Origin of the sequence: Bradyrhizobium sp., assembly GCF_050014615.1 — a bacterium.
In the GTDB taxonomy this organism is placed as follows: Bacteria; Pseudomonadota; Alphaproteobacteria; order Rhizobiales; family Xanthobacteraceae; genus Bradyrhizobium.
Window position 1 is genome coordinate 1 of sequence record NZ_JBEKCZ010000120.1, and the last position, 23,981, is coordinate 23,981.

Sequence of the window (23,981 nt, forward strand, 5' to 3'; positions counted from 1 at the left end):
AGATCATCGTCGAGGGCGGCAGGCTCGCGGATACCGACAGCCGGGCGGATCACTGAAAGACATTGATGTGGAATCGTGCGCCTGAATTGACATGTTAATATAGCTATATTATATAGTAATAATGAAGACGGCAGGCGAGCTGAAGGCTCTGGAGGCATCCATGAACGAAACCAAGTCCGTGAACGACGCGAGTGTCATAGCTGCCGACGAATCGCCCGCCGAATATTTTGGCAATGTCCGCGTCCTGGGCGACCTTATGAGAAGCGACCCGTCTCGCCCTTGGCTGACGGCGTTGCCCCAGGAGGTCAGGCAGCAGCGGTTGGTGGTTTGGCTGGGATGCAACATCCTGCGCACTGCGCATATGGCTGAAACGCTGAACGATATCCTGACTCACATGGAACTGGACCACGCGCTTCTGGGAGGTCCATCTCATTGCTGCGGCAGCGTGCACACGGCGTCGGGTCTTCGGGACGTTGCTGACAATATGCTGCAAAGGACGATGGAGAAATTCGATCAGTTCAAGCCGGAGCAACTGCTGTATTGGTGCCCCTCATGTGACGACCATCTAAGTCACCGCGATCAGAATCTGATCAGCGAAACGGCAAAGCGGCGTCTCAACGCGACGGTATTTCTCAGCGGACACATATCGCAGGATCTACTCGTTCATCCGGTGCCGGTTTCGGTCGCGATTCACAGACATGTCGATTTTCCGGAGCAGGAAGAAGAGAGCAAGGCCGTTCACGATTTGCTGTCGCGGATTCCGGGACTTCGCGTCATCGATACGCCGGCGGCTGAAGGGCTTGGACGCCATTGCACCGTGCCGAGAATCAAGGACTTCGGCGAAGCGCTGTATGTGAAGACCATGGCGGATTGGGCGGCGGAGGCAAAAGCGCGCGGCGCCACTCACATGGTCTCGATCTATCATTCCTGCCATCGTCGCCTCACGTTGCTTCAACGGGATCACGAAGGCACCAGAAATCTGGAACTCGCCAACTACCTGACCCTGGTCGCGCGATCGATGGGTCTAAGCGAGCGCGAGGACAAGTTTGCCCGGATCTCGAAGATAGCAAGCGTCGATGCCATGATGGCCGGACTCGAAGGCGAGTTCGCCGAGCGTGGCATCAAGCCGGATGTCGTACGGCGTGCCCTGAAGGATCAATTCGAGAAGCTTCGATAGCGCGATACCTCAATCGCCTCGAGCCTCTCGATGTCGATTTCGGGATAGAGCGGACCTTGGGATACCAAACAATTCTCGTCCCGCGGACCGCACACTCGTCGCGCATAGTCGACCGTGGATGGACCGTTCGATACAGGAAGCGCTGATGGCCGCTTGGCCTCTTCACGCGATATTGCCGCCAAATCTGCGATCAAAGTGGAGAGACTATAGCCCGATCGAACCCGAAACATTAGTTTGCCGGGCACTGACCTCGGGCAGTGAGCGATAAAGCAGGGCGTTTCCGGTGCGGTGGCTCGGCGGGGCAATGAAGTAGCACCGACTAAGCCATTGATTATTGGTGGGCCCGGCAGGACTCGAACCTGCAACCAGACCGTTATGAGCGGCCGGCTCTAACCATTGAGCTACAGGCCCCGCCGGCGTGCCGCGGACGCGGCAGGCAACGGTGCGGACACCCCTTACAATGTGGCTGCTGATCCGGCAATGCCGGGCTCCTCTTGACGTCATACCCCGCGAAAGCGGGGTATCCAGTACGCCGCAGCTTTTCGAGTCTACACGCCCATTCTGGAATACTGGATCGCCCGCTGGAGCCTGTCATCGGGCGGCGCTTTGCGACGACCCGGTGGCGGGCGATGACAGCCAGCGTGTTCCGCGTTCAGTCCACCGAAACGCCGGCGAAGGCGACCACCTTGCGCCATTTCTCGGTTTCGTCGGCAATCAGCCGGCCGAACTCGGCCGGCGTCATCGGCTTGGGGATGCCGCCGATGTCGGCCAGCCGCTCCGCCACCTTGGGATCCCGCAGCGCCTCGCCGACCGCCTTGTTGAGAATGTCCACGATTTCCGGCGGCGTGCCCTTGGGCGCGGAGATGCCGTAGAAACCGACCGACTCGAATCCCGGCAGGGTCTCGGCGATGGCGGGCACGTCAGGCACGCCGGGCCAGCGCTGCGGCGAGGTGACGCCGAGCGCGCGCACGGTGCCGGCGCGCGATTGTTCCAGCGCCGAGGGCAGATTGTCGAAGATCAACTGCACCTTGTTGGAGATGATATCGGGAAAGGCGATCGCCGAGCCGCGATAGGGCACGTGGACCATGTCGATCCCGGCCATCGCCTTGAACAATTCGGCCGACATGTGCACCGACGTGCCGTAGCCCGACGAGGCGTAGGAGACCTTGCCCGGATTGGCCTTGCAATAGTCGATGAACTCCTGGACGGTTTTCACCGGCAACGCATTCGACACCACCAGCATGTTGGTGAGCTGGATGATGCTGGCGACCGGCACCGTGTCGCGGATGAAATCGTAGGACAGATGCTTGTAGAGCGATGCGCTGATCGCATTGTTCGGCGCGACGAACAGCAGCGTATAGCCGTCGGGCGGCGAGTTGATCGCGGTGGCCGCGGCGATATTGCCGCCGGAACCGGTACGGTTTTCCACCACGAACTGCTGGCCGAAATGCTCCGACAGCCACTGGCTCAGGATGCGCGCCACGATATCCACCGGGCCGCCGGCGGCGAAACCGATCAGCCAGCGCACCGGGCGGTTCGGATAGTCGGCGGCGGATGCCGGTGCGGTGCCAAGGCTCAGAAGGCAGACCATGCCGATGACCGCCGCGCGCCGGATTCTCATGATCGCCGCTCCAAAACCGTTTTACTCGCATGCGGATCGGCATGCTTCCATACCAACCGGGATCTCCTACATTGCCTTTTGCCCGATGTTCCTGCATGGGTCTACGATATCGCGACGTCACGCCGATGCCAGAGGATCGCCGATGAACATCACGTGGTTGGTTTGCGCCGGCGTGCTGCTGCTGGCGGGCACTGCCGCAGCGCAAGATGGAGGCAAGCCTATCCCGAAAACCACGATCAGCCTGGGGACGGCGACGCCGGGCGGTGGCTTTCCGCTCTATGGCGGCGCCTTCGCGGAGGTCATGAACGAGGCCGACCCGACGCTGTCGATCGAGCCGCGCAATACCAAGGGCAGCAACGAGAACATTCCGCTGCTCGAAACCGGCCAGCTCGATATCGCGCTGGTGGCCGGCGAGCCTTCCTATGAAGCCTTCATGGGCATCGGACGGCCACGCACCAATCTGAAAATCCTGACCGCGATGTATTCGAACCCCGGAATGTTCGTGGTGCGGGCGGACAGTCCGTACCGGACCATTCGCGATCTCGTCGGCAAGCCGATCGCCTTTGGTGCCAAGGGCTCCGGGCTTCCGATCCTGTCGCGCTACGTGCTCGACGGAATCGGATTGAAGCAGGACGAGGATTTCAAATCGGTCTATCTCGACCATGCCGGCGACGGACCGGCGATGGTGCTCGACGGGCGGGTCGCGGCGCTGTGGGGCGCCGGCATCGGCTGGCCCGGATTCACGACCCTGGCGGGAAGCCCCGGGGGCGCCAGGTTCATCGCGCCGGATTCGAGCGAGATCGCGCGGATCAGCGCCAAACACAGCTTTCTCAAGCCGATGACGGTGCCGGCCGGCAGCTATCCGAACCAGACCACGCCGATCGATGCGCTGGGATCCTGGAGTTTCATTCTGGTGCGCGCCGATCTCGCCGACGAGGTCGCCTATCGGCTGGCGCGGTCGCTGCACGGCGCCGAAGGCGCGTTCTGCAGGAAATTGGCGCAGGCCTGCGAAACCACGGCCGTCAATACGGTGGCGGCGGTACCCGGTGTCGAACTGATCCATCCCGGCGTGTTGAAATATTTCCGCGAGATCGGGGTGGTGAAGTAGTTCTCAGTGTCGTCCCGGCGAAGGCCGGGACGACAGTCGATTTACTTCTTCACCAGCGGACACGCCGGATCTGGAGGCCCGAACGCGTCTTCACCGGAAATCTTCGCCAGCACCTTGTAATAATCCCAGGGATATTTGGATTCTTCCGGCGACTTGACCTGCACCAGAACCAGGTCGTGAACCATCAGATTGTCCTCGCGCAGTCTGCCGTTGCGGGCAAAGAAATCCTCGATCGGCTTCTCGCGCATCTTGGCCGCCACCTTGAGCGGCTCATCGGTCCCGCTCTCCTTGACGGCGTTGAGATAGTTCATGACCGACGAATAGACGCCGGCCTGCCACATCGTCGGCATCCGGTTCATCTTGGCGAAATAGCGCTTCGACCATTCGCGGGTCTTGTCGTCCATGTCCCAGTAGAACGACGTCGTCAGCAACAGCCCCTGCGCCGCCGGAAGCCCGAGCGAATGAATGTCGGTGATCAGCGCCAGCAGGGCAGCCATCTGCTGGCCGCCCTTCAGGACGCCGAATTCGCCGGCGGTCTTGATCTCGTTCATGTTGTTGGGCGGGCCGCCGGCGATACCGATGATTTTTGCCTTCGAGGCCTGGGCCTGCAGGATGAACGACGACAGATCGGGGGTGGCAAGGGGCGGCCGCACCGCGCCCAGCACCTTGCCGCCGTTCTTGACGATCACGGCCGAGGCGTCGCGTTCGAGCGAGTGACCGAAGGCGTAGTCGTCGGTGATGAAGAACCAGCTGTCGCCGCCGCGCTTCACCACTTCCTGCGCGGTACCGACCGCGAGCGCGCGGGTGTCGAACACCCATTGCATCGCATAGGGCGAACAGAACTTGCCGTGGAAATCCGCGGCGCCGGTCGAATGCGCGATGAACAGCCGCTTCTTTTCGTTGGCGACGTTCTGCACCGCGAGGCCGACCGCCGACACCGGCACGTCCACGATCAGGTCGACCTGTTCGGTGTCATACCAGCGGCGCGCGATGCCGGCGCCGATATCCGGCTTGAGCTGATGATCGCCGACGATCACGCTGATCGGCTTGCCCAGCACCGTGCCGCCGAAATCGTCGACCGCCATCTGCGCCGCGGTCACGGACCCCTGGCCGGTGGGCGTGGACGCCGGTCCGTTCATGTCGGTGAGAACGCCGATCTTGACCGCATCGTCGGAGATCTGGGCCGATGCCGGCGATGACATGACAGCGGCTGCGAGCGCTGCTCCAAGCATGGTCGTGCGTCTGGTGAACATTTCTTCCCCTCCCGTTACCGTCAGGCACGTTGGCCCCATTGCTTGGCCGGGAGACTGGCTCAGCCGGCCCGTCTTTTTGCAATCATTCGAGGGGCCGCGTCAACGCGGTCAAACGGCGGGTATGGAGCGTGCTTTTCCGAACCGAACGACCTAGCCCCCGTCCAGCTCCGCCAGCCGTTCCGCCGCGGCGATGTCGTCCGGCGTATTGGCGTTGAAGAACGGGTCGAACGGCTCGGCCGGCCAGCTCACGGTCGCGAGCCGGTAGCGCGCGGTCCAGCGCTCGACCCTCCTGATGTCCTCAACCACCAGCGCGTGACGCAGCTCCTCGCGCAGGGCAACGCTCCATAATCCGATCACCGGATGCGACTGTCCGTCGGATGCGGCGACCGCAAGCTGCGCATTCGCCTCGGCGCGGGCGTGATCGAGGCGCACGACGAGATCGCGCGGCAGGAACGGACAGTCGCCAGGCGCGCTCAAGATCCACGCGACCTCGGGCCGATGGGCAGCGGTCCAGTCGAGCGCGGCCAGAATGCCCGCGAGCGGTCCGGGAAAATTCTCCACGGTGTCAGGTATCACAGGCAGGCCGAAGCTCGCGAAGCGCGCCGGATCGCCATTGGCGTTGAGAATGAGCCTATCGCATTGCGGCTCAAGCCGCGCGATCACCCGTGCCAGGATCGGGCGGCCGCCGATCTGGCGCATCGGCTTGTCGCCGCCGCCCATCCGCCGCGCCAGTCCGCCGGCCAGCACGACGCCTTGTATCGCCGGCGTTTGATCGATCTTCGTCATCGGTGGCAGGCTGGCATGACATTACCCATTGGCCGATATAAAGCACCTGGGCCGATATAAAGCACCTGCAGTCAAAACATAGCCGGTTCGGCCGGAGGTTCGGAGAAATAGATGAGAGTGATTGGTCTGGCGGGATGGAGCGGCGCCGGCAAGACCACGCTGGTGACCCGTGTCATCCCGCACTTTCTGCAACAGGGCCTTCGCGTCTCCGTCATCAAGCACGCCCACCACGCTTTTGATGTCGACGTGCCGGGCAAGGATTCCTGGCGGCACCGGCAATCGGGCGCGCAGGAAGTGCTGGTATCCTCCGGCCAGCGCTGGGCCTTGATGCATGAATTGCGCGGTGCCTCCGAGCTGCTTCTGCCGGAATTGCTGGCGAAGATGTCGCCGGTCGACCTTGTCATCGTCGAAGGCTTCAAGTCCGAGCCGTATCGCAAGATCGAGGTGCATCGGATCGCCAATGGCAAAGCGCTGCTATTCCCTGACGATCCCGGCATCGTCGGCATCGCCGCCGATGCGACCCTGGAAACCGCGCTGCCGGTGGTCCATCTCGACGACATTCCGGCCGTCGCCGCCATGATGCAGCGGTCCGCGATCTCGGTCGAGGAACTGTTGGCGCGAAGCGCCAGCGAGGCCTGAGCCTGAAACCCGCCAGGCTCCGGGGATGTCCGTTGACGATGCCGGGCGCGCTTGTCATCTATGGCGCATGACCACGACAAAACTCGACCTCACCGGGCTGAAATGTCCGTTGCCGGCATTGATGACGCGAAAGGCGCTGAAAGCGCTCAAGCCCGGCGACCGGCTGGAAGTTCACTGCACCGATCCGCTGTCGGTGATCGACATCCCCAATTTGATCCGGGAAGTCGGCGACACGGTCGAGATCACCGAACGCGTGGAACAGCGCATCGTATTCCTGATCGAAAAAGCGGACAGCTGGTCGTCCGCGGCCGCAGCGTCCGCGATGCCGGATCCGGACCGATAGGCACGCCGTTTTGCACCGCAACAAAGCCCGAAGCAGCAGATATCGCTACCTTTTGCCTATCGACATAGGCTTGAGCTTCTGTCCCAATTGATGTGCTCCGCAGGGTAGCGCGGAGGTTGAGTTGTGTCGCTGGCACACTGGGTCCGGGACTAATCGAGGCCGACACCGGCCGCGGGCATAACGTCTCGCGTCAGGTGTTAGAATTTGCGAAGGCGCTTTGCGACCCCGGCGCGATCCTGAAAATCGCGCGGGGGAGCAGTGTGGGAGTTGATACGCGGTTGAGAATGCAAAGATAACGGAAATCGCAGTTGGCAGACATGTCCGGCACGGACGGCTGCAGGGGAGGAATTGATGACGACAATCAGCAGCGCGGGGACCGTGTCCGGCGGTGGCGCGGGAATTCTCGATCGCGAGCATACGATTGCCAAGGCCGGCTTCAATCGCTGGCTGGTGCCGCCCGCGGCGCTCTGCATTCATCTGTGCATCGGCATGTCCTATGGACTAAGCGTGTTCTGGCTGCCGCTGTCTCGTGCGATCGGCATCGACAAGCCTGCCGCCTGTGCGAGTCCATCGATGCTTGGCGATCTGTTCGCGACGACTTGCGATTGGCAGGTTACGAACCTGCTGATTATCTTTACCATCGGCATCGTCATGCTCGGTCTGTCGGCGGCGCTGTTTGGCGGCTGGCTGGAACGTGCCGGTCCGCGCAAGGCCGGGTTCGTCGCGGCATTGTGCTGGGGCGGTGGCTTCATCATCGCGGCGATCGGCGTCTATGTTCACCAGCTCTGGGTGGTCTGGATCGGGCTCGGCGTTATCGGCGGAATCGGTCTCGGTCTCGGCTATATTTCTCCGGTATCGACACTGGTGAAATGGTTTCCGGATCGTCGCGGCATGGCGACGGGTATGGCGATCATGGGGTTCGGTGGCGGAGCCATGATTGGTTCGCCGCTGGCCAATCTTCTGATGAATTATTTCAAGACTTCGACATCGGTGGGTGTCTCGCAGACGTTCCTCGTCATGGGCGTCATCTATCTCGTGTTCATGATGGTAGGCGCTTTCGCCTATCGTGTGCCGCCCGCCGGCTGGCGTCCGGAGGGTTGGACGCCACCTGCTGCCACCAATCGCATGATCACCTCGGGCAATGTCCATCTGGAAGACGCGCACAAGACGCCGCAATTCTGGCTGATCTGGCTTGTTCTGTGCCTGAACGTGTCGGCCGGCATCGGTGTGCTGGCGATGGCTTCTCCCATGCTGCAGGAGATTTTTGCCGGTTCGCTGATCGGCAAGCCCGATCTGGGTTTCGGCGCGCTCGATGCGGGGCAGAAGACGGCCATTGCGACCATCGCGGCGGGCTTCGTGGGGCTGCTTTCGCTGTTCAACATCGGCGGCCGCTTCTTTTGGGCCTCGCTGTCGGACAGGATTGGCCGGAAGAACACCTACTACTGCTTCTTCCTGCTCGGGATTGTGCTGTACGCGCTGGCGCCGAGCTTTGCGCATATGGGCTCCAAGGCGCTGTTCGTCGCCGCTTTCTGTATCGTTATCACGATGTACGGCGGCGGCTTTGCCACCATCCCGGCCTATCTCGCCGATATGTTCGGTACCCAGTTTGTGGGCGCCATTCACGGCCGGCTGCTGACGGCGTGGTCGACGGCTGGCGTCGTCGGCCCCCTACTCGTCGGCTATATTCGCGATGCGCAGCTCAGCGCGGGCATTCGGCGAGCGCTGGTCTATGATGGTACGATGTATATCCTCGCTGGATTGCTGGTGGTCGGACTGATCTGCAATTTTCTGATCCGTCCGGTCGCCGATAAATGGTTCATGAAGGATGCGGACGTCGCGGCTCTTCAGGCCAAGGCGGCGGCGGCCAATGCCGGACCAACGGGCTCGTTCGGCATCGGACTCGGCGGGCTCGACGCCAAAGCGATGCTGTTCTGGGCCTTCGTCAGTGTTCCACTCGCCTGGGGTGTGTGGAAGACACTGGAAAGCGCGATCAAGATCTTCTGATCATCCATCGTCACCGCGGGACGCGACCGTCACGTCCCGCGGTGTTTCGCTTCATTCCATCAAGAAATGAGATCAGGGGAATCCCATGCTTCGCACCAGTGTTTGTCTTGCCGCCATGCTGCTTGTCACCGCCAGTCTCGATACCGCTTCGGCGCAGACGGCGGCTCCGGCGACGGCCGCCGCAAAACCCTCCAGGATGAAACTGACCATCGAACATCTCAAGGAGATGCGCGCGAAGTGGGTTCAGAACCGGCCCAAGCTGAAAGCCTGCCGCGCCGAGGTCAAGTCGAAGGGGCTGATTGGCGACGATCGCTGGTTCTATATCGCCGACTGCATGGAAAAGAGCTGAGCGGGACTATAGGCCCGATTGATCCGGCAAAGCGGCCGAATTTGAATCCGGCGCGAGGCGTCAGGGATATTTCGATCGGCGCCGGATCGTTTCCGCCAGCCTGCCGATGCCGGCAGCGATGCTCTGCTGGCCGCGGGTCGCCAGGCGCATCAGGGGTTCGAGGTGCGCGACCAGCGGATTACCCTGGTTTTCCAGATCGAGTTCGAACCGCTCGGATGGAAAGATGGTCGCGCATCCCGAAGGCCAGGAATGCCGTCTTGCAAACGACAAGGCGGAGCTTTCGAACAGGAAGATTCCGCCGATCCTCCCCTTGGCATCGCGGGCAAGCCAAAAACCTTGCTGGTTGCGGCCAATGAAAAATGCCGGGATCGTCTCATTGACGATGCCGGGATCGAGCGGTTGAAACGGCGCGGTGACGGCGGCGGGCTGCTCGGGCGGCAGGATGCGGGGGCGCCGGCTCTCCCGCTCGATGACAGCGGTCGAGTGTCCCGGCGCCGACCGTCTCCAAAGACTTGGGCATGTCAGCTGCATGGCGATCATGGTGCGGCGATCGGCACGGTCTCGGCGATGCGAAACTTGCCGCCGATATCGAGCTCGATTTCGCGCGACAGCTCGACGATGGTTTCGGGATGATGGCCATTCTCGAACAGCGCGTATTTGAGGGCTTGGGCGCGGTTGACGAACAGGCCGCCATAGAGGCCGTTCTGTTCCCGGGCAATCCAGTTGCCGCGGCGGTTCTTGCCAATAAAGACGATGGTCGATGCAGAGCTGCACGATGGAGGTTCGACGAGCTTCACGTTGGTATTCCTTCTGATGATGAGCCATGCGTCCGCCCGAAGCGCCGGATCCTTCCGTCGCTGCGCTGGCCGATGTGCCGATGTCCGAATGATGGTCGTCGCCGGGAGGCCGCCTCGCTCATGGCCCCCAATATCTTCCTGGCGGGATATGAATTCGAGAGCGGCAAGACCGCGATCTCATAGGAGCCGTATAAGATCGCGCGACGCGGTCCTGGAGCATGATCCGGAAAAGCGGGAACCGGTTTTCCCTCGCGACAAACGCCAGAGGCGTTTGCGCGGAGATCATGCTCAGAGAGATGGGATGATGATCCGATTCAATCTGATCGGATCATGATCTAGACGGCAGGATCGAAACCGCTGACCAGGCAGCACAGGGCGGCGTAGGCCATCGCCTCATCCCAGTGGTTGAGAGTGGTATCCAATGGACCGTCGCGCTCCAGGGTCGCCAGCACCGTGCTCAGCATCGCCGACATCCACAGCAAGACAGTAAGACTTCTGTCGAAGCCCACGCTGGCAAAGGCGGCAAAGATGACCAGAACGGTCATCCGCAGGCCAAAGCGAAGGATCACCTGAGTCGATCGCAGTTCCCTGGTCAGATTTGGAGATTGTGCCAGCGCCATCATTTCATCTCATACAAGAGCAGGGTTCATTCGAAAGCAGGATTTATGCAAAAGCAGGGCCACCATCGGCGACCGTGTCCGCAACATGGTGAAAATGTCATTGGAAAACGAGGCGGGGCGGGTGCCCGAAATATATAGATTTCATAAACCTGCGAACGGATGAGGCCGTTAACCTCGTGCGCCGCGCACCCGCGCCTCAAACAGTGACGTGAGAATTTCCGCGCGGTTGGGGCGGCCGATCAACACGACGCCGTCGCCTTCGCCGACGACGGTCGTGGGCGGCGGCGAGGTGAACACGTCGCCGTCGCGGCGGTTGATCTGAATGATGAAGAAGGCGCCTTTGGCCTGCCGTTCGATCGCCGATACCGTCATGCGCACGGCGGGGCTTTGCGGGGCCGCATTGACGACCTGGAGATCCATGCCGAAATTGTGCAGCACCCGCTGAAATCCGTGGGAGCGCTCCAGGCCCTCGATGAAGCGGGCGGATTCCTCGTGCAGGATCAGCTCGGCAATGCGCTCGGCACCGATATGGGTCGGCAGCACCACCTTGTCCGCGCCGGCCTGCAACAATTTGCTTTCGGTGCTTGAGCGTTCGCCGCGGGCGACGATCGAAAGATCGGGGTTGAGCGCCCTCGCGGTCAGCGTAATGAAGACATTCAAGGCGTCGTTGGAGAGCACGGTAGCCAGCGCATTCGCCCGCATCACGCCGGCGGCGCGCAAGGCGGCCTCGGTGGTCGCGTCACCCTGAATGCAGAGATGGCCCTGCAAGCGCGCCTCGGTGGCGCGGGCCTCGTTCTCCTCGAGGATCACAAACCCGGCGCTGCTGGCACTCAGCGATCGCGCCAGCACGGTGCCAAAGCGGCCGAAGCCGCAGACAATGACGTGTTCCTTGAGTTCATCGATCTGTCTGTTCATGCGCTTGAGACCTATGGTCTTGTTGATCTGATTAAGCGTGAAAAACTGCACCAGCGCGCCGGTGAGAAAGATGATGCCGGTACAGCCCAGCACGATCAGTCCGATGGTGATGACATTCAGCGCCGGCGTATTGATCGGCCGGACCTCGTTGTAACCGACCGTATATACGGTGACGATCACCATGTAGACGGCGTCCCTGAAGCTCCAGCCGACGGCCATGTAGGCGACGGTGGCGACGATCATCACGGTGAGGGTGTAGGCCACGCCGACGCTGAGATTGCGCACCGGCGAGTCGAGCAGGCCGGTCATTCTCGGCCTGGGTACGCGGCGGATCTGGTGCGGTTTGCTGCGCGGCGTGCGGGCGCTCGGCAATTGTGCGGGACGCCCGGGGGCTGTTTCCTGGCTGGAAGGCTCGGCGCCTGGCTCTCCATCCGAACCCGCGGCCGGTTGGTCGTCGCCCGTCATCGGTTGGCACAATCTCTTGGAAAACGGCCCGCGGGAAAACGGCTGCGATCGTGATGCTGCCACGTCGTGGCGATGGCAGCGCGCTCGCTATTCATTCGTCACCGAAAGCGGCTGCGGAAACTTTTGTGGGCGATGGCTGGGAATATCCATTTCCCGGGATTCGCCGGTGGTATTCAAAACGCCGTTTGTGCGGCGGCCTGGGACATCAGGTGCAGATTGCCGGGATTGGCCGGGTCGCACCGCAGTCTGAACGTCTGGCCGCGCCGGGGAGGGGCCACTTGCCACGGTATCGAATCCTGCAGCGTCGTGACAAATGCGCCGCCGTTCGGGGGCGTTATTTCCAGGGTCACCTTAACGAGCCAGGTGTTGATGGGCGCAAACGGAAGTTCTTCAGAATGAATAACCCTGGCGATGCACGGAAGCCCCTGGTCGCTGCCGGCCACTGCCGGTACCGACAGCATCGCACCTGCCAGCGTCGCGCTTATCAAGGTCGAACTTGCCAACACTATCGCCGCGGCAATGGAGAGTTTCATGTCGTGTGTCCCGTTGGGATGCATTCCGATGACAAGAAGCGAGCGATGACCTTGACGAGATTGCTTGCAGGGTGAACCAAAAGCAAGATGCATGCCTGCATCGATCAAACCGATGTCGCTCCGGTGCGTGTCGTTTTTGGAGCCGCGGCACGAAAAAACCGCCGGAATTCGGCGGGGTCTCGCCACGACGAGCAAAAAGATGGCGAGACTGGTCGGATAGGTTGCCCTCAGTTCCGATTGCGGGTCTTCCAGACAAAAAAGACGAAGGCCACGATCAATCCAGCGGCGATCAGCATCCAGTATTGGCCGTCTAAACCAAGAAATGCAAAACGCTCAATGAGAAATTGCACCGTTCCCGTCCCTGTTTTGTGCAGAATAAGCGGCTTGCCTGAGCAAGATAGGCAATTTGGCAATCAAAATATATTATTTTTATATTATTGGTCGGCCGGCCCGCGATCAACGCTGGAGGTTTGCGCCGCGGCGAGTTGGCCGGGGCGCTTGCGCCCTCGAACCATGCGTGTTGCGCCGTCGAAACACACGCTCCGGCATCTCGCGGAGAGGGCCGCGTTTGGCGCGGCCTGACACCTGCAATGATGATTGCGAATGGCGTGCGGGGCTACCCGACAAAAGTCGGTCGAATTCGAGCGGAACGTAACGGACGCGGGCCGGTGATGAAGACCGGCCAGCCCTCGTCGGCAGGGGTCCGCCCTTTGGCAATGGCGATCGCGATGATTAACCGGACTGTCGTCGCGGCAACCCGGCCTCCAGGGACAGTCCGTTCAGAAAATCTTCCAGCGCCTGCTTCCCGGCCAGATGCGCCGCGCGATGCGACCGGAAACCACCTTCCCATAATTTGACGCCCATCGGCCGGCGCTTGCGGCGAATCTCCCAGAACCAGCCATCCTGATGGTTCCCGGTTCGGGAAATGGCGACGTAGAATGATCTGCGTGGCGAGGGATGGAGCATGATCAATTCAAACCTTGCCAAACCTTGTCGGCTTGCGGTCTCGATCGGAGAAACACGCTCAACGCACGCAAGACGGTCGTTCTACAAACGCAACATCGGAATCATTGGTTCGCGGTTCGGCACGCCATCGCGTTAGTCCGCCGAAATATCCTCGAGGCGGGCCTGGAGCCGATAGCCGACACCCGATTCGGTGACGAGAAGGCGCGGGTGATTGGGGTCGGTTTCGATTTTCTGGCGCAGCTTGCGAACCAGGATACGCAAATACTGGATATTGTCTCTCTGGTTGCCGCTCCAGATATCCTTGAGCAGCTGGTCGTGCGTCACCACCAGGCCGACATGCGTGGCGAGGATGTGAAGCAGGCGATACTCTTTTCGAGTGAGCCTGATCTGGGCCTTGTCGAGTGACACGGTTCGGCCGACGAGGTCGATCGACAGCGGGCCGGCCGTGACCACGGGATTTTCGGTCGCGCTCTTGAAATACCGCCGCAAGGCGGCTTCGCTGCGCGCCAGCAGTTCGGCCATGCCGAACGGCTTGACCACGTAATCATCGGCCCCCGCCTGCAGCAGCCGGACCTTCTCGTCCTCGCTCGAGACGACCGAGAGAATGATGATGGGTACATTCGACCATGACCGGATCCGTTCGAGAACTTCCGATCCGTGCAGGTCCGGCAGAGCCAGGTCAAGAATGATGAGATCCGGCGCGTTGAATGTAGCCGCCTTCAGTCCGTCCGCGGCGTTCTCGGCCTCGATCACCGAGAAGCCTTGAAGTTCGAAGCCGGCGCGAAGAAACCGCCTTATTTTCGGTTCGTCCTCGATCAGCAGCACGACATTGGTTGGTTTACTCATGGGTCAGGACCTCCAGTTGGGAGGGATTGATTCCGGAGGCGGGCAGGGTAATGGAAGCCGTCGTTCCCAATCCCTGCCCCGGGCTCGATATGCCGATGGTGCCACCGTTTGCCCCGACAAAGGTGGACGCGATCCAGAAGCCGAGGCCGGACCCGGGGATGGTGGCCTGATGACGTTGGCTGCGGAATGACCTGCGGCCAAGATATTGCTGTTCGTCCGGCGTTATTCCGACGCCCTGATCTGAAATCGACAAAATCACATGCCCCTGTTCGGTTTTTGCGCCGACTGAAATCGTCGAGCCCGACGGTGAATATTTGGCGGCGTTTTCGAGCAGCTGTCCGCACGACTCTTCGATCAGGCCGGAATCGACATTCACGAGCGGCAAGTCTTCGGCGAATTCGGTCTCGACCTTGTGGGCCACCAATCGCCGGGCGCGTTGCCGGATCGCAGCGTTGACGATGTCCCGGGGATCGGTCCATTCGAGGTGCGGGCTGACGCCGCCTGCGGTAACCCGGGTTGCGTTGAGGAGGTTTTGAATAAAGCCGTCGAGTTCCGCGACCTCGTCGGTGATGGCCTCGACCAGGGACTGGGCCCGATCATCGCCGCGGATCTGCGGCATCGAACCCAGCACGCTCGCCGAACCCTGGATGGCTGATAATGGCGAGCACAGTTCATGCGACAACGTGCCGTGGAACGCGTCTCTCAACAGCTGCGCCTGCAGCCGCAATCTCGCGTCCTCCATCGCCTTTTCAATGTCGATCCGGTGCAGCGTCAAGGAGACTTCCTCGAGGATCGACTCGACCCGCTGCGTCTTGATCTCGATGGTTTCGCCGGAGCCGCCGCCGATATTGATCGCAACGAGGCCGTGCACGGCGGTTTCGGAACCCACCGCCCGCAGCAACCAGACGCTCCCGGTCGCCTCATCGGTGATGGTGTAGGCCGGGACCCCGACGGTCGTGACCATGGCGGCTACGCTGTCCTGCACCACTTTCGGCACCGATCCCGATTTGGGCAGCTCGAATTGACCGTCCGCCCTGGCCACGAAGAAAACGGCCGGCTGTCCAAGGGTGCGGGAAAGGTAAGTCTGAACGGCCAGGATCAGGTCCAGGACGGTGAAACAGGCCGCCAGACGCCGCGAAAACTCGTAGAGGTTCTGCAGTTCCTTTTCGCGCCGGCGCAGCGTCTCGGTCTCGAGCCGCAGACGCGAGGCAAGATTACTGCTGACCAGCGCCACCACCAGAAACAGCAGCAAATCGACGACCTCTTGCGGGTCCTCGACCTGGAAGCTGAAGATCGGAGGAAAAAAGAAGAAATCCGCCGCGGCCATGCTGGCGATCGACGCCAGGGTGGCCGGCCAGATACCCCATTGGGTAGCGGCGACAATGACGGGTATCAGATACGCGATCGGCACCAGATTGACCGCGACGGTCTGGTCGAGCAACAGCAGCACGGCGGTGATCAGGCCGACGCAGGTCAGGGACAGCAACAGGGGCAGGATTTCCGTTTGCAGGATGCTTGGCGACGCCTGCTCTTCGTCCGGTTGCGCGGCGCGCGCGTTCCTGCTCTCAACCGGAATGGCTTGCGCCTTCCCGAGCTTTTGAACGATAGGCAGATGAGAATTCAAAGGCATGCGCTTTCGTAGAGAAAGACATCGAAGTGATCTTCACCATGGCTCACCAACAGCCGCAGCAAGATCGTGCCCCAGCAACATTTGATCCAGACGCTGCAATCCCGGCTCGCAGGGTTGGCTATGGCTAACCGCCGCCTGCGAAAAAACCCTTGATCCCCGTCAAACCAAACGTTGCCTCGATGTCGATAACTACCCAGCGGTGTCAGCATTCTCCAAATCGGCGTATAAAATCTATGCCGTTAACCGGCGAAAGAAATATAAAAGTAATAGTATTTTGGCCGGATGGGTCGCTTTCCCGACATAGGCGCAAGGCGATCCAGGATCCGGCGGCGGTCGTCATTTACCGCCCGATGGCGCAATTTCCCGCTCGATGGCGCAGAAATGCCCCGCGTTAGGCCTGCAATCGCGTGAGGTGGTGCCGCGCGGCGCGTTTCGGGCGAGCTGTCTGGGCTGATCTCAGACTGGCAATGCCGCTTCGCTCGCCGGATGGCCAGCGGGCGGAATCAGGGTCGCGATGGCGGCTGTGCTCAGATATTTCGGCGGATACAGATAGAAGTCCATCAACGGCATCTGCGGGCTGCGCGAATTTCGCCGCAGGATCACCTGCGCCCTCGCGACAGGATGGTGGTCGCTATCCGCGCGAAGCCTTGGTTGGATTTCTTGGCGCTTCGGGTGGTCGAGGCTTTGCGCAGCAGTTGCCGCAGTTCCTGATGGGTCTCGATGAACGGCCCAAGCCGGGACTTCCACAGGATGTTCGGCAGGCAGGCATAGCCGTGCAGCTCGTGATAGCTCTCGATCAGGCTCTGGCACTGCTGGGTCAGGCTTGTCGGCAGGAAGCCGAAGTCCGGATTCTCACCTTTGTCGGCCGGCAACGTGGCCAGCCCGAGATCGTCGGTGTCGTTCGAACCGCCTGCGTCGTTCGCAATCTGCGCCGCGACTTCCATCGTCCTGCCTCGCGATGAGCGAATGGATTCGCCCAATGCGCCGCAGCATAATGATATCCGACATATATCTTCGATGAAGAATCGAAGCGATTTTAATAGAGAAAAAATATCATGTTTGCGTCTTGCGCGGGAAAAAGCCCGCGTTGATCGCTCTGAGTATGGCGAAAAAGACACATGCGGCGGAAAACTATTAAAAACTATCGCAGCGCACCGAGAATATTAGCAAAAACCCTACGTTTTTCGCCCGGCATTTGAGCAACACCATAGGCAACTGGCAGTTGCATGTGCAATCGGCGTCAATAACGCCATTTACGCTATTTTATTTTAATGAAACCGCGCACCAAACCGTATCGATTTTCTTGCCCCCCCAACGAAAGATATTTCCGAGGGTTCACGGAATCGTAAGAGCGCGTGAAAGCGCCCGTAACAACAGCTTGGGGCAAGATTATGAAAAGACTTCTTCTAGCAGGCGTCTCGTTGGCGGCGATGGGTCTGGTCAACGTCAATGGCGCAATGGCGGCTGACGCTTCGCTGCCGGCCAAAGCGCCGGTCGGATGCAGAACCGTCGTCGATCCCTACAAGAATTATGCGTGCCTCGAGCCCTATCTCGGCACCACCTTCATGGAGCGCTTCATCAACTACTACCGGCTTGAATGGGGTCATGAAGCGCCGCCCGCCGATCCCAAGGCGCCTCCCGGCCGCCGCGCCGAATGGCCGGGGACACCCCAGGCCACGCCGCCCTATCCGTTCACCGAATGGCCTTACGGCGGATCCACCAGCCTTGGCGTGACGCGGCCGAGTTCGATCGACAGTCCGCTGATGGTGGCGCTCGGCAATACCACCGCGGGCCAGTGGATGAACGACAACCACATCCAGGTTTATGGCTGGGTCGATCCCAGCGGCAACCTCTCCACCAGCACCGTGCGCGGCGGCAATTCGCCGGCGGCCTACAGCTACAACCCGAACTCGGTGCAGCTCGACCAGGCGGTGGTCTATTTCGAGCGGCTGCCCGACACGGTTCAGAAGGATCACGTCGACTGGGGCTTCCGCATCGCGCCGATCTACGGCGAGAACTACCGCTACACCACCGCGTTCGGCCTCTGGAGCAGTCAGCTTCTCAATCAGAACGCGAACAACGGCTGGGATATGCCGATGGCCTACGGCGAGGTGTTTATTCCGCAGGTGGCCCAAGGCCTCATGATCCGGTTCGGACGATACATCTCGATCCCGGACATCGAAGCCCAACTCGCGCCGAACAATTACATGTCGTCACACTCGATGACTTACACCTTCGACAACTACACCAACACCGGTATCGAGCTTACCCTGGCGGCGACCAAGAACTGGACGATCCAGGCCGGCATCACGGTCGGCACCGAGGCGATGCCCTGGCATGTCGGCGCAACGATCGCCAATCCGTTCCCGAACCCGCTGTTCCCCGGAACCACCATGAAGCAGGATCCGGGCGCGCAGCCGAGCGGTACGTTCGGCGTGCGCTACACCACCGACAGCGGCAATGACGACATCAACTTCGTGGCCGATGGCATCAACAACGGCACCTGGGGTTACAACAACCTGCAATGGTACGGCATGACGTACTATCACAAGTTCAACGACCAGTGGCACATCTCGTTCGAATCCTACAACGAGCACCAGAGCAACGTGCCCAATGCGCTCAATTCGGTGGCTCTGGCCGCGGTCGCCAACGGCGGCACGCCGTTCTCGCCGCAATATATGCCGGCCAATGCTCCGGGCCTCGCAGTCTGCAAAACTGCGGCCGTGTTGTCCTGTACCGCGACGTACCAGACCTTCCTGACCTACGTGAACTACAAGATCACGCCGCTCGACAACATCTCGTACCGCATAGAATACGTGAACGACGAGGAGGGCCAGCGCACCGGCACCAAGACGGCCTATCTAGAGACAGGCATCGGCTGGCAGCACTGGTTCTCGCCGCAGATCGAGATCCGGCCCGAGGTTTCCTACTACAGGTCGCTGAACGCGTTCGCATTCAACGGCAATTCGAACTTCGGCATCTTGCCCAACAAGAACTTCGCCATCATCGCGCTCTCGGACATCATCATTCATTTCTAATGCGCGGAAAGGTCATGGCGGCCTTAAGTCGTCGGACATTTCGTCAGAACAATTCGACAGGGGTTAACAATGAAGCGAATTCTTTTCACCACCGTCTCTCTCGGTGTGCTGGGTCTGCTGTCACCGGCTCTCGGCGCCGATTTGCCCACCTATTCGAAGGCTCCGTCTATCGCGGCACCGGTCTATGACTGGAACGGATTCTACTTCGGCGGGTTCGGCGGAGGCGGCTACGGCAACCATAACGTCAACAACGCGCTGGGTAATACCGGGTTTGCGCCCTTCACCGCGAATTACACCTCCGTCGGAGGCGTGGCCGGCGGCGAGGCGGGTTACAACTGGCAAAGCGGCAGCTACATGGTCGGTATTGAGGGCGATATGTACTGGTCGGGCATCAAGGGCAACGATGCAAATCAGATTGCCGCGGGTGCCTTTCCCATCGCCGCGGTCGACGCCGACAGTCTGCGTTGGGGCGGCTCGGTTCGCGCGCGCGTCGGTTACACCATCGATCGTTGGATGTTCTTCTTCACCGGCGGCTACGCCTTCGGCGATATCGATCATACCAATACGCTCGCCGGTTTCCCGGTCGACAAGTTCACGGTCCATGCCAACGGCCTGACCGGCGGTGGCGGTATCGCCTACGCGCTGACCAACAACGTGATCGGCAAGTTCGAATACCGCTACACCAACTTCAATGGCTACAACCACCCGCTCCCGACGAACGGCGTGCTCCCCTACACCACCGAGACCACCTATTCGGTCGTGACGCTCGGCCTGGATTTCAAATTCGGAGGTCCTGTCGTCGCGAAATACTGAAGCTTCGCCTGAATCGATCGACCGCATCGCCGATGTGGTCGGTCCAGCAAGTGGACGCAGATTGGAGAATGATATGACCTATGTGAATGCTGGAGATGCGCGGATGGGTTTAGTGGGTCTGGCTGTCACGGTGGCTTTGACCGCCGGGTTCAGCGGCGACGCCGCTGCCAAGCACAGGAGTCATGTCGCGCTCAATGCGCATGGACAGAATATCCAGACGGCTTCGGTTCAGGAGACCGCCAGGCCTGTCAGCATGCGCTATTACGGCGGCCCGAAATCTCCGATGTGGCCGGGCCAGTAGGTGATCGCGGGTTGGGTGGCTGATGTGACCCAGGTGACCACTGATGTGACCACCAGAAGGACGCGGATCGGGTTTTCCGTTCTGGCTGCGATCATCCTGACCGCCGGTATCTGTGGCGATGCTGTCGCAAAGACCGGCAAGGGGCGTCTGCACGTGCGTCATTTGGCAGCTCAAAACTTGGCAGCCCAAAACCTGCCAGCTGAAGGTCACGGAGGAGAACCTGCAAAGAGCGAGCAGGTGCGGCTTGGACCGATGCGTTACTACGGTGGTCCGAAATCTCCGATGTGGCGTGGTCCGGTAGAAAACTAGGCGCGCTCACAGGGCGCCAGGGCCACTCGATTTTTTTAACCTTGGGGAAGACACGCCGCTTTGGCAGGGCGCGAGAGCGCGTGAAGGCGCATGGAACGAGAGCTTCGGACAAGATGATGAAAAGAGTTCTTCTGGCGGGCGTTTCTTTGGCGGCGATGGGTCTGATCAACGTCAGCAGCGCACATGCAGCTGACGCTTCGCTGCCGGCCAAAGTGCCGGGATGCCGCGGCGTCGTCGATCCCTACAAGAATTATGCATGCCTTGAGCCCTATCTCGGTACCACCTTCATGGAGCGCCTCGTCAACTACTACAGGCTGGAGTGGGGACACGAGGCTGCGCCGGCAGATCCGAAAGCGCCTCCGGGGAGCCGTGCGGATTGGCCGCCGACCCCGCAAAGCATTCCGCCGATGCCGTTTACGGAGTGGCCCTATGGCGGCACCACCAATCTTGGCGTGACGCGGGCGAGCTCGGTCGACAGCCCGCTGATGGCGGCACTGGGGAATACCTCTTCCGGCCAGTGGATGAACGACAACCACATCCAGGTCTACGGCTGGATCGATCCCGGCGGCAACCTCTCCACCAGCACCGTGCGCGGCGGCAACGCGCCGGCGGCCTACAGCTATAATCCGAACAACGTGCAGCTCGATCAGGCGGTGATCTATTTCGAGCGGCTTCCGGACACGGTTCAGAAGGATCACATCGACTGGGGTTTCCGGGTCGCGCCGATCTACGGCGAGAACTATCGCTATACGACCGCGTACGGCCTGTTCAGCAGCCAGCTCCTGAACCAGAACCTGAACAATGGCTTCGACATCCCGATGGCTTACGGCGAGGTGTTCATTCCGCAGGTGCTGGAAGGGCTCCTGATCCGGGTTGGACGCTACATCTCAATTCCTGACATCGAGGCGCAGCTGGCGCCGAACAATTACATGTACTCGCACTCGATGACCTACACCTACGACAACTACACCAACACCGGCGTCGAATTTACCATGGCCGCGACCAAGAACTGGATATTCCAGCTCGGCATTACGTCTGGAACCGAGACGTTCCCCTGGCACGTCGGCACCAAGATCGCCAACCCGGATCCGAACCCGCTGTTTCCCGGCACCACCATGCTGAAGGATCCGGGTGCGCAGCCGAGCGTTACGCTCGGCGTGCGCTGGTCGAGCGACACCGGCAATGACGACTTCAACATCGTCTCGAACGCTATCAACAACGGCACCTGGGGTTACAACAACCTGCAATGGTATGGCTTGACCTACTACCACAAGTTCAACGACCAGTGGCATATCTCGTTCGAAACCTACAATGAGCACCAGAACAACGTCGCCAACCTGAACAACCCGGTCGCGGTTGCGGCCATCGCCAATGGCGGCACGCCGTTCTCGCCGCAATACATGCCGTTCAACGCCCCCGGCGGCGCGTACTGCAGCACCGCGACGGCGATCAGCTGCACCGCATCGTTTCAGACCTTCCTGGCCTATCTGAACTACAAGGTGACGCCGCTCGACAACATCTCGTATCGCGCGGAATTCGTGAACGACGCGCAGGGCCAGCGCACCGGCACCAAGACGCGCTACGTCGAGACCGGTATCGGCTGGCAGCACTGGTTCTCGCCCCAGATCGAGATGCGGCCCGAGGTTTCCTATTACAGGTCGCTGGATGCGGATGCCTTCAACGGCAATTCGAACCTCGGCATCGCGCCCAACAAGAACTTCGCCATCATCGGCGCGGCGGACATGATCATCCACTTCTGAGGCGTGAAATTCAAAGGCTGCGCAAGCCGCCGGATGCCCCTCAGAAGGTTTTCATCGCAGGGAACCTTCGAAGGGTGTTCTTGTCACATTCCGGCCCTGGAATGCCTCGGATCCGGTTTGAAAGATGTCGAACGGATTCGCCATAGGCTGTTCCGGAGACAAAATGACGCTGATTCCAGTGGGGCGCGCAGCAGAATTTCTTCAAAGGCAAGGTCAATGTGTGTAACTGCGTTTGCCCATAACTTCCGCTTTCCTTCGCCCATCATGAGGGCAAAAGAAAAATCTCTGGGCAATCCAAAGATTTTCCCGGATTCGACTATTTTTATTATATGAATCAACGTGAAAACAATTGTTCCGATCGAACACAGCGTAAGGTTAGTGTAAGCGCAATGCTGTAACGCAATATAAATGGTTGCTTGGCTGACGACGTTGGGGATCTAGAGTGAGTGCTATCGGAAACACGTCGAGACGCTCTCGAGTGATGTTTTTCGCGTTAATCGCGATCGGCGGAGCCGCGTTGTTTTGGGGCAGGGGTTTTATTGGGCTTGCCGATGGCCAGTCCGGCCGAAAAGAGCAAATCGCCACTGCCGAATCCAGCCCGTCCGGACCCGACAAAACCGCCGACACGCAATCCGTCGACTTGTCGGAAAAGCAGGCTGGCACGCTCAAGATCAATCCGGTCGGGTCGCGTGATTTCGCGCTCTTGAAGACCGCCGTTGGCACGATCGATTTCAACGAGAATTTGCTGGTCCAGGTATTCTCGCAGTATCCCGGGAAAATCCTGAAGGCGAATTTCAACATTGGGGACGATGTCAAATCCGGCGACATCCTGTTCACGATCGACAGTCCCGATCTGCTGCAGGCGGAATCAACCCTGCTGGCGGCGGCCGGCGTGCTCGAATTGCAGAAGCGTACCTTGACGCGTGCGACCAATCTGTTGAAGGCCGGTGGCAGCGCGCAGAAGGATGTCGACCAGGCGACCTCGGATGAACAGACCGCCGAAGGCAACTTCAAGGCCGCGCGGGATTCGGTCCGCATCTTCGGCAAGACCGATGCCGAGATCGATCAGGTCGTCGAAATGCGCAAGGTCGATTCCACGCTGCTGGTCCCCAGCCCGATCTCCGGAAGGGTCGTGGCACGCAGCGCCGCGCCCGGATTCCTGACCCAGCCGGGCAATACGCCGGCGCCGTATTCGGTCGCGGATTTGTCGACGATGTGGATGCTGGCGAACGTCATTGAGACGGATGCGCCGGCTTACAAGGTCGGTCAGGACGTCGAGGTCAGGGTGCCGGCCTATCCCAACACGGTCTTCAAGGGGCGGGTGACGACGGTGGGTTCGATGATTGACCCGAACACCCACCGACAGCTTGTCCGCTCCGAAATCGATGATCCCCAGCATCTGCTCCGCTCCGGAATGTTCGCCAGTTTTGTCATTCGGGTCGGAGACCCTGCGCATTCGCTTGCGGTGCCGGCCGAGGGCGTGGTCAGGGAAGGTGACGGGACGATGACGGTGTGGGTCACCAGCGACAGTCGCCATTTCATCAAGCGAACCGTCAAGATCGGCCTGCAGCAGGATGGCTGGGACCAGATCCTGGAGGGTCTTTCGCCTGGAGAAACCGTCGTCACCGACGGCGCGGTATTTCTGAGCAACAAGCTGTTGATGGGCGATGCCGGTTAACCGGCTCAGGGCTCGTTTAACCCAAAGACA

Annotated in this window: 25 protein-coding genes and 1 tRNA gene; 12 read left to right on the forward strand and 14 right to left on the reverse strand. The window is 60.6% G+C overall.

Translation table 11 applies throughout. The annotated features are described in order from the left end of the window. Positions 1-256: 256 nt before the first annotated feature. Entirely contained in the window at positions 257-1,177 is a 921-nt protein-coding gene (locus ABR948_RS19200; RefSeq protein WP_428120821.1) for a heterodisulfide reductase-related iron-sulfur binding cluster, read from the forward strand. Between the two features lie 335 nt (positions 1,178-1,512). Here ABR948_RS19200 and ABR948_RS19205 read toward each other — a convergent pair. Further along, positions 1,513-1,588 (reverse strand) — tRNA-Ile (locus ABR948_RS19205). A gap of 241 nt (positions 1,589-1,829) precedes the next feature. Next, positions 1,830-2,798, reverse strand: coding sequence for a Bug family tripartite tricarboxylate transporter substrate binding protein (locus ABR948_RS19210; RefSeq protein WP_428120766.1), 969 nt, complete (start codon positions 2,796-2,798; stop codon positions 1,830-1,832). 142 nt (positions 2,799-2,940) lie between these two features. Here ABR948_RS19210 and ABR948_RS19215 point away from each other — a divergent pair, with 142 nt between their 5' ends. Next, positions 2,941-3,906 carry a TAXI family TRAP transporter solute-binding subunit gene (locus ABR948_RS19215; RefSeq protein WP_428120768.1) on the forward strand — a complete coding sequence of 322 codons (966 nt, stop codon included), beginning with the start codon at positions 2,941-2,943 and terminating at the stop codon, positions 3,904-3,906. Between the two features lie 41 nt (positions 3,907-3,947). On the opposite strand, the gene ABR948_RS19220 is transcribed toward ABR948_RS19215, so the two are convergent. Then, a complete protein-coding gene (locus ABR948_RS19220; protein ID WP_428120823.1) occupies positions 3,948-5,138 on the reverse strand; it encodes an ABC transporter substrate-binding protein in 1,191 nt (396 codons plus the stop codon). 171 nt (positions 5,139-5,309) lie between these two features. Continuing rightward, positions 5,310-5,945, reverse strand: a complete 636-nt coding sequence (gene mobA, locus ABR948_RS19225; RefSeq protein WP_428120770.1) for a molybdenum cofactor guanylyltransferase MobA — start codon at positions 5,943-5,945, stop codon at positions 5,310-5,312. Positions 5,946-6,056: 111 nt separating this feature from the next. On the opposite strand from mobA, the gene mobB reads away from it, so the two are divergent. The 4 genes from mobB to ABR948_RS19245 all read left to right on the forward strand — a co-directional run bounded on the left by mobB (position 6,057) and on the right by ABR948_RS19245 (position 9,280). Then, positions 6,057-6,584: a molybdopterin-guanine dinucleotide biosynthesis protein B gene (mobB, locus tag ABR948_RS19230; RefSeq protein WP_428120772.1), complete on the forward strand. Its 528-nt coding sequence runs from the start codon at positions 6,057-6,059 to the stop codon at positions 6,582-6,584. A 67-nt stretch (positions 6,585-6,651) separates the two neighbouring features. Then, positions 6,652-6,927, forward strand: a complete 276-nt coding sequence (locus ABR948_RS19235) for a sulfurtransferase TusA family protein (protein ID WP_428120825.1) — start codon at positions 6,652-6,654, stop codon at positions 6,925-6,927. Between the two features lie 351 nt (positions 6,928-7,278). Next, the gene (locus tag ABR948_RS19240; RefSeq protein ID WP_428120774.1) at positions 7,279-8,931 is read left to right on the forward strand and encodes an L-lactate MFS transporter; all 1,653 of its coding nucleotides are present in this window, start codon (positions 7,279-7,281) and stop codon (positions 8,929-8,931) included. Positions 8,932-9,016: 85 nt separating this feature from the next. Beyond that, entirely contained in the window at positions 9,017-9,280 is a 264-nt protein-coding gene (locus ABR948_RS19245; protein ID WP_428120776.1) for a hypothetical protein, read from the forward strand. A gap of 60 nt (positions 9,281-9,340) precedes the next feature. Here ABR948_RS19245 and ABR948_RS19250 read toward each other — a convergent pair whose 3' ends face one another. The 10 genes from ABR948_RS19250 to ABR948_RS19295 form a co-directional block, all read right to left on the reverse strand. Further along, entirely contained in the window at positions 9,341-9,820 is a 480-nt protein-coding gene (locus tag ABR948_RS19250; RefSeq protein ID WP_428120778.1) for a hypothetical protein, read from the reverse strand. Then, a complete protein-coding gene (locus ABR948_RS19255) occupies positions 9,817-10,077 on the reverse strand; it encodes a hypothetical protein (RefSeq protein WP_428120780.1) in 261 nt (86 codons plus the stop codon). Before ABR948_RS19255 ends, ABR948_RS19250 begins: the two co-directional genes overlap by 4 nt. A gap of 335 nt (positions 10,078-10,412) precedes the next feature. Continuing rightward, positions 10,413-10,700 (reverse strand): hypothetical protein, encoded by a 288-nt coding sequence (locus tag ABR948_RS19260; protein WP_428120782.1) that lies wholly within the window; start codon positions 10,698-10,700, stop codon positions 10,413-10,415. Positions 10,701-10,865: 165 nt separating this feature from the next. Further along, on the reverse strand, positions 10,866-11,921 hold the full coding sequence (locus ABR948_RS19265; protein WP_428120784.1) for a potassium channel family protein: 1,056 nt from the start codon (positions 11,919-11,921) through the stop codon (positions 10,866-10,868). A 329-nt stretch (positions 11,922-12,250) separates the two neighbouring features. Continuing rightward, on the reverse strand, positions 12,251-12,610 hold the full coding sequence (locus ABR948_RS19270) for a hypothetical protein (protein ID WP_428120786.1): 360 nt from the start codon (positions 12,608-12,610) through the stop codon (positions 12,251-12,253). A gap of 732 nt (positions 12,611-13,342) precedes the next feature. Further along, on the reverse strand, positions 13,343-13,576 hold the full coding sequence (locus ABR948_RS19275; protein ID WP_428120788.1) for a hypothetical protein: 234 nt from the start codon (positions 13,574-13,576) through the stop codon (positions 13,343-13,345). 132 nt (positions 13,577-13,708) lie between these two features. Further along, positions 13,709-14,422: a response regulator gene (locus ABR948_RS19280; RefSeq protein WP_428120790.1), complete on the reverse strand. Its 714-nt coding sequence runs from the start codon at positions 14,420-14,422 to the stop codon at positions 13,709-13,711. Beyond that, positions 14,415-16,052, reverse strand: a complete 1,638-nt coding sequence (locus ABR948_RS19285) for a sensor histidine kinase (RefSeq protein WP_428120792.1) — start codon at positions 16,050-16,052, stop codon at positions 14,415-14,417. Before ABR948_RS19285 ends, ABR948_RS19280 begins: the two co-directional genes overlap by 8 nt. Before the next feature lie 456 nt (positions 16,053-16,508). Beyond that, on the reverse strand, positions 16,509-16,655 hold the full coding sequence (locus tag ABR948_RS19290; RefSeq protein ID WP_428120794.1) for a hypothetical protein: 147 nt from the start codon (positions 16,653-16,655) through the stop codon (positions 16,509-16,511). Further along, complete coding sequence (locus ABR948_RS19295) at positions 16,652-16,996, reverse strand: hypothetical protein (RefSeq protein WP_428120796.1); 345 nt, start codon at positions 16,994-16,996, stop codon at positions 16,652-16,654. Before ABR948_RS19295 ends, ABR948_RS19290 begins: the two co-directional genes overlap by 4 nt. A gap of 447 nt (positions 16,997-17,443) precedes the next feature. On the opposite strand from ABR948_RS19295, the gene ABR948_RS19300 reads away from it, so the two are divergent. From ABR948_RS19300 to ABR948_RS19325, 6 genes are all read left to right on the forward strand, one after another. Then, positions 17,444-19,090, forward strand: coding sequence for an outer membrane beta-barrel protein (locus ABR948_RS19300; protein ID WP_428120798.1), 1,647 nt, complete (start codon positions 17,444-17,446; stop codon positions 19,088-19,090). A 69-nt stretch (positions 19,091-19,159) separates the two neighbouring features. Continuing rightward, on the forward strand, positions 19,160-19,903 hold the full coding sequence (locus ABR948_RS19305) for an outer membrane protein (protein ID WP_428120799.1): 744 nt from the start codon (positions 19,160-19,162) through the stop codon (positions 19,901-19,903). A gap of 73 nt (positions 19,904-19,976) precedes the next feature. After that, on the forward strand, positions 19,977-20,204 hold the full coding sequence (locus tag ABR948_RS19310) for a hypothetical protein (protein ID WP_428120801.1): 228 nt from the start codon (positions 19,977-19,979) through the stop codon (positions 20,202-20,204). Positions 20,205-20,219: 15 nt separating this feature from the next. Next, on the forward strand, positions 20,220-20,513 hold the full coding sequence (locus ABR948_RS19315; RefSeq protein ID WP_428120803.1) for a hypothetical protein: 294 nt from the start codon (positions 20,220-20,222) through the stop codon (positions 20,511-20,513). Positions 20,514-20,629: 116 nt separating this feature from the next. Continuing rightward, a complete protein-coding gene (locus ABR948_RS19320) occupies positions 20,630-22,273 on the forward strand; it encodes an outer membrane beta-barrel protein (RefSeq protein ID WP_428120805.1) in 1,644 nt (547 codons plus the stop codon). Positions 22,274-22,754: 481 nt separating this feature from the next. Further along, positions 22,755-23,951 carry an efflux RND transporter periplasmic adaptor subunit gene (locus tag ABR948_RS19325; protein WP_428120807.1) on the forward strand — a complete coding sequence of 399 codons (1,197 nt, stop codon included), beginning with the start codon at positions 22,755-22,757 and terminating at the stop codon, positions 23,949-23,951. Positions 23,952-23,981 lie beyond the last annotated feature (30 nt).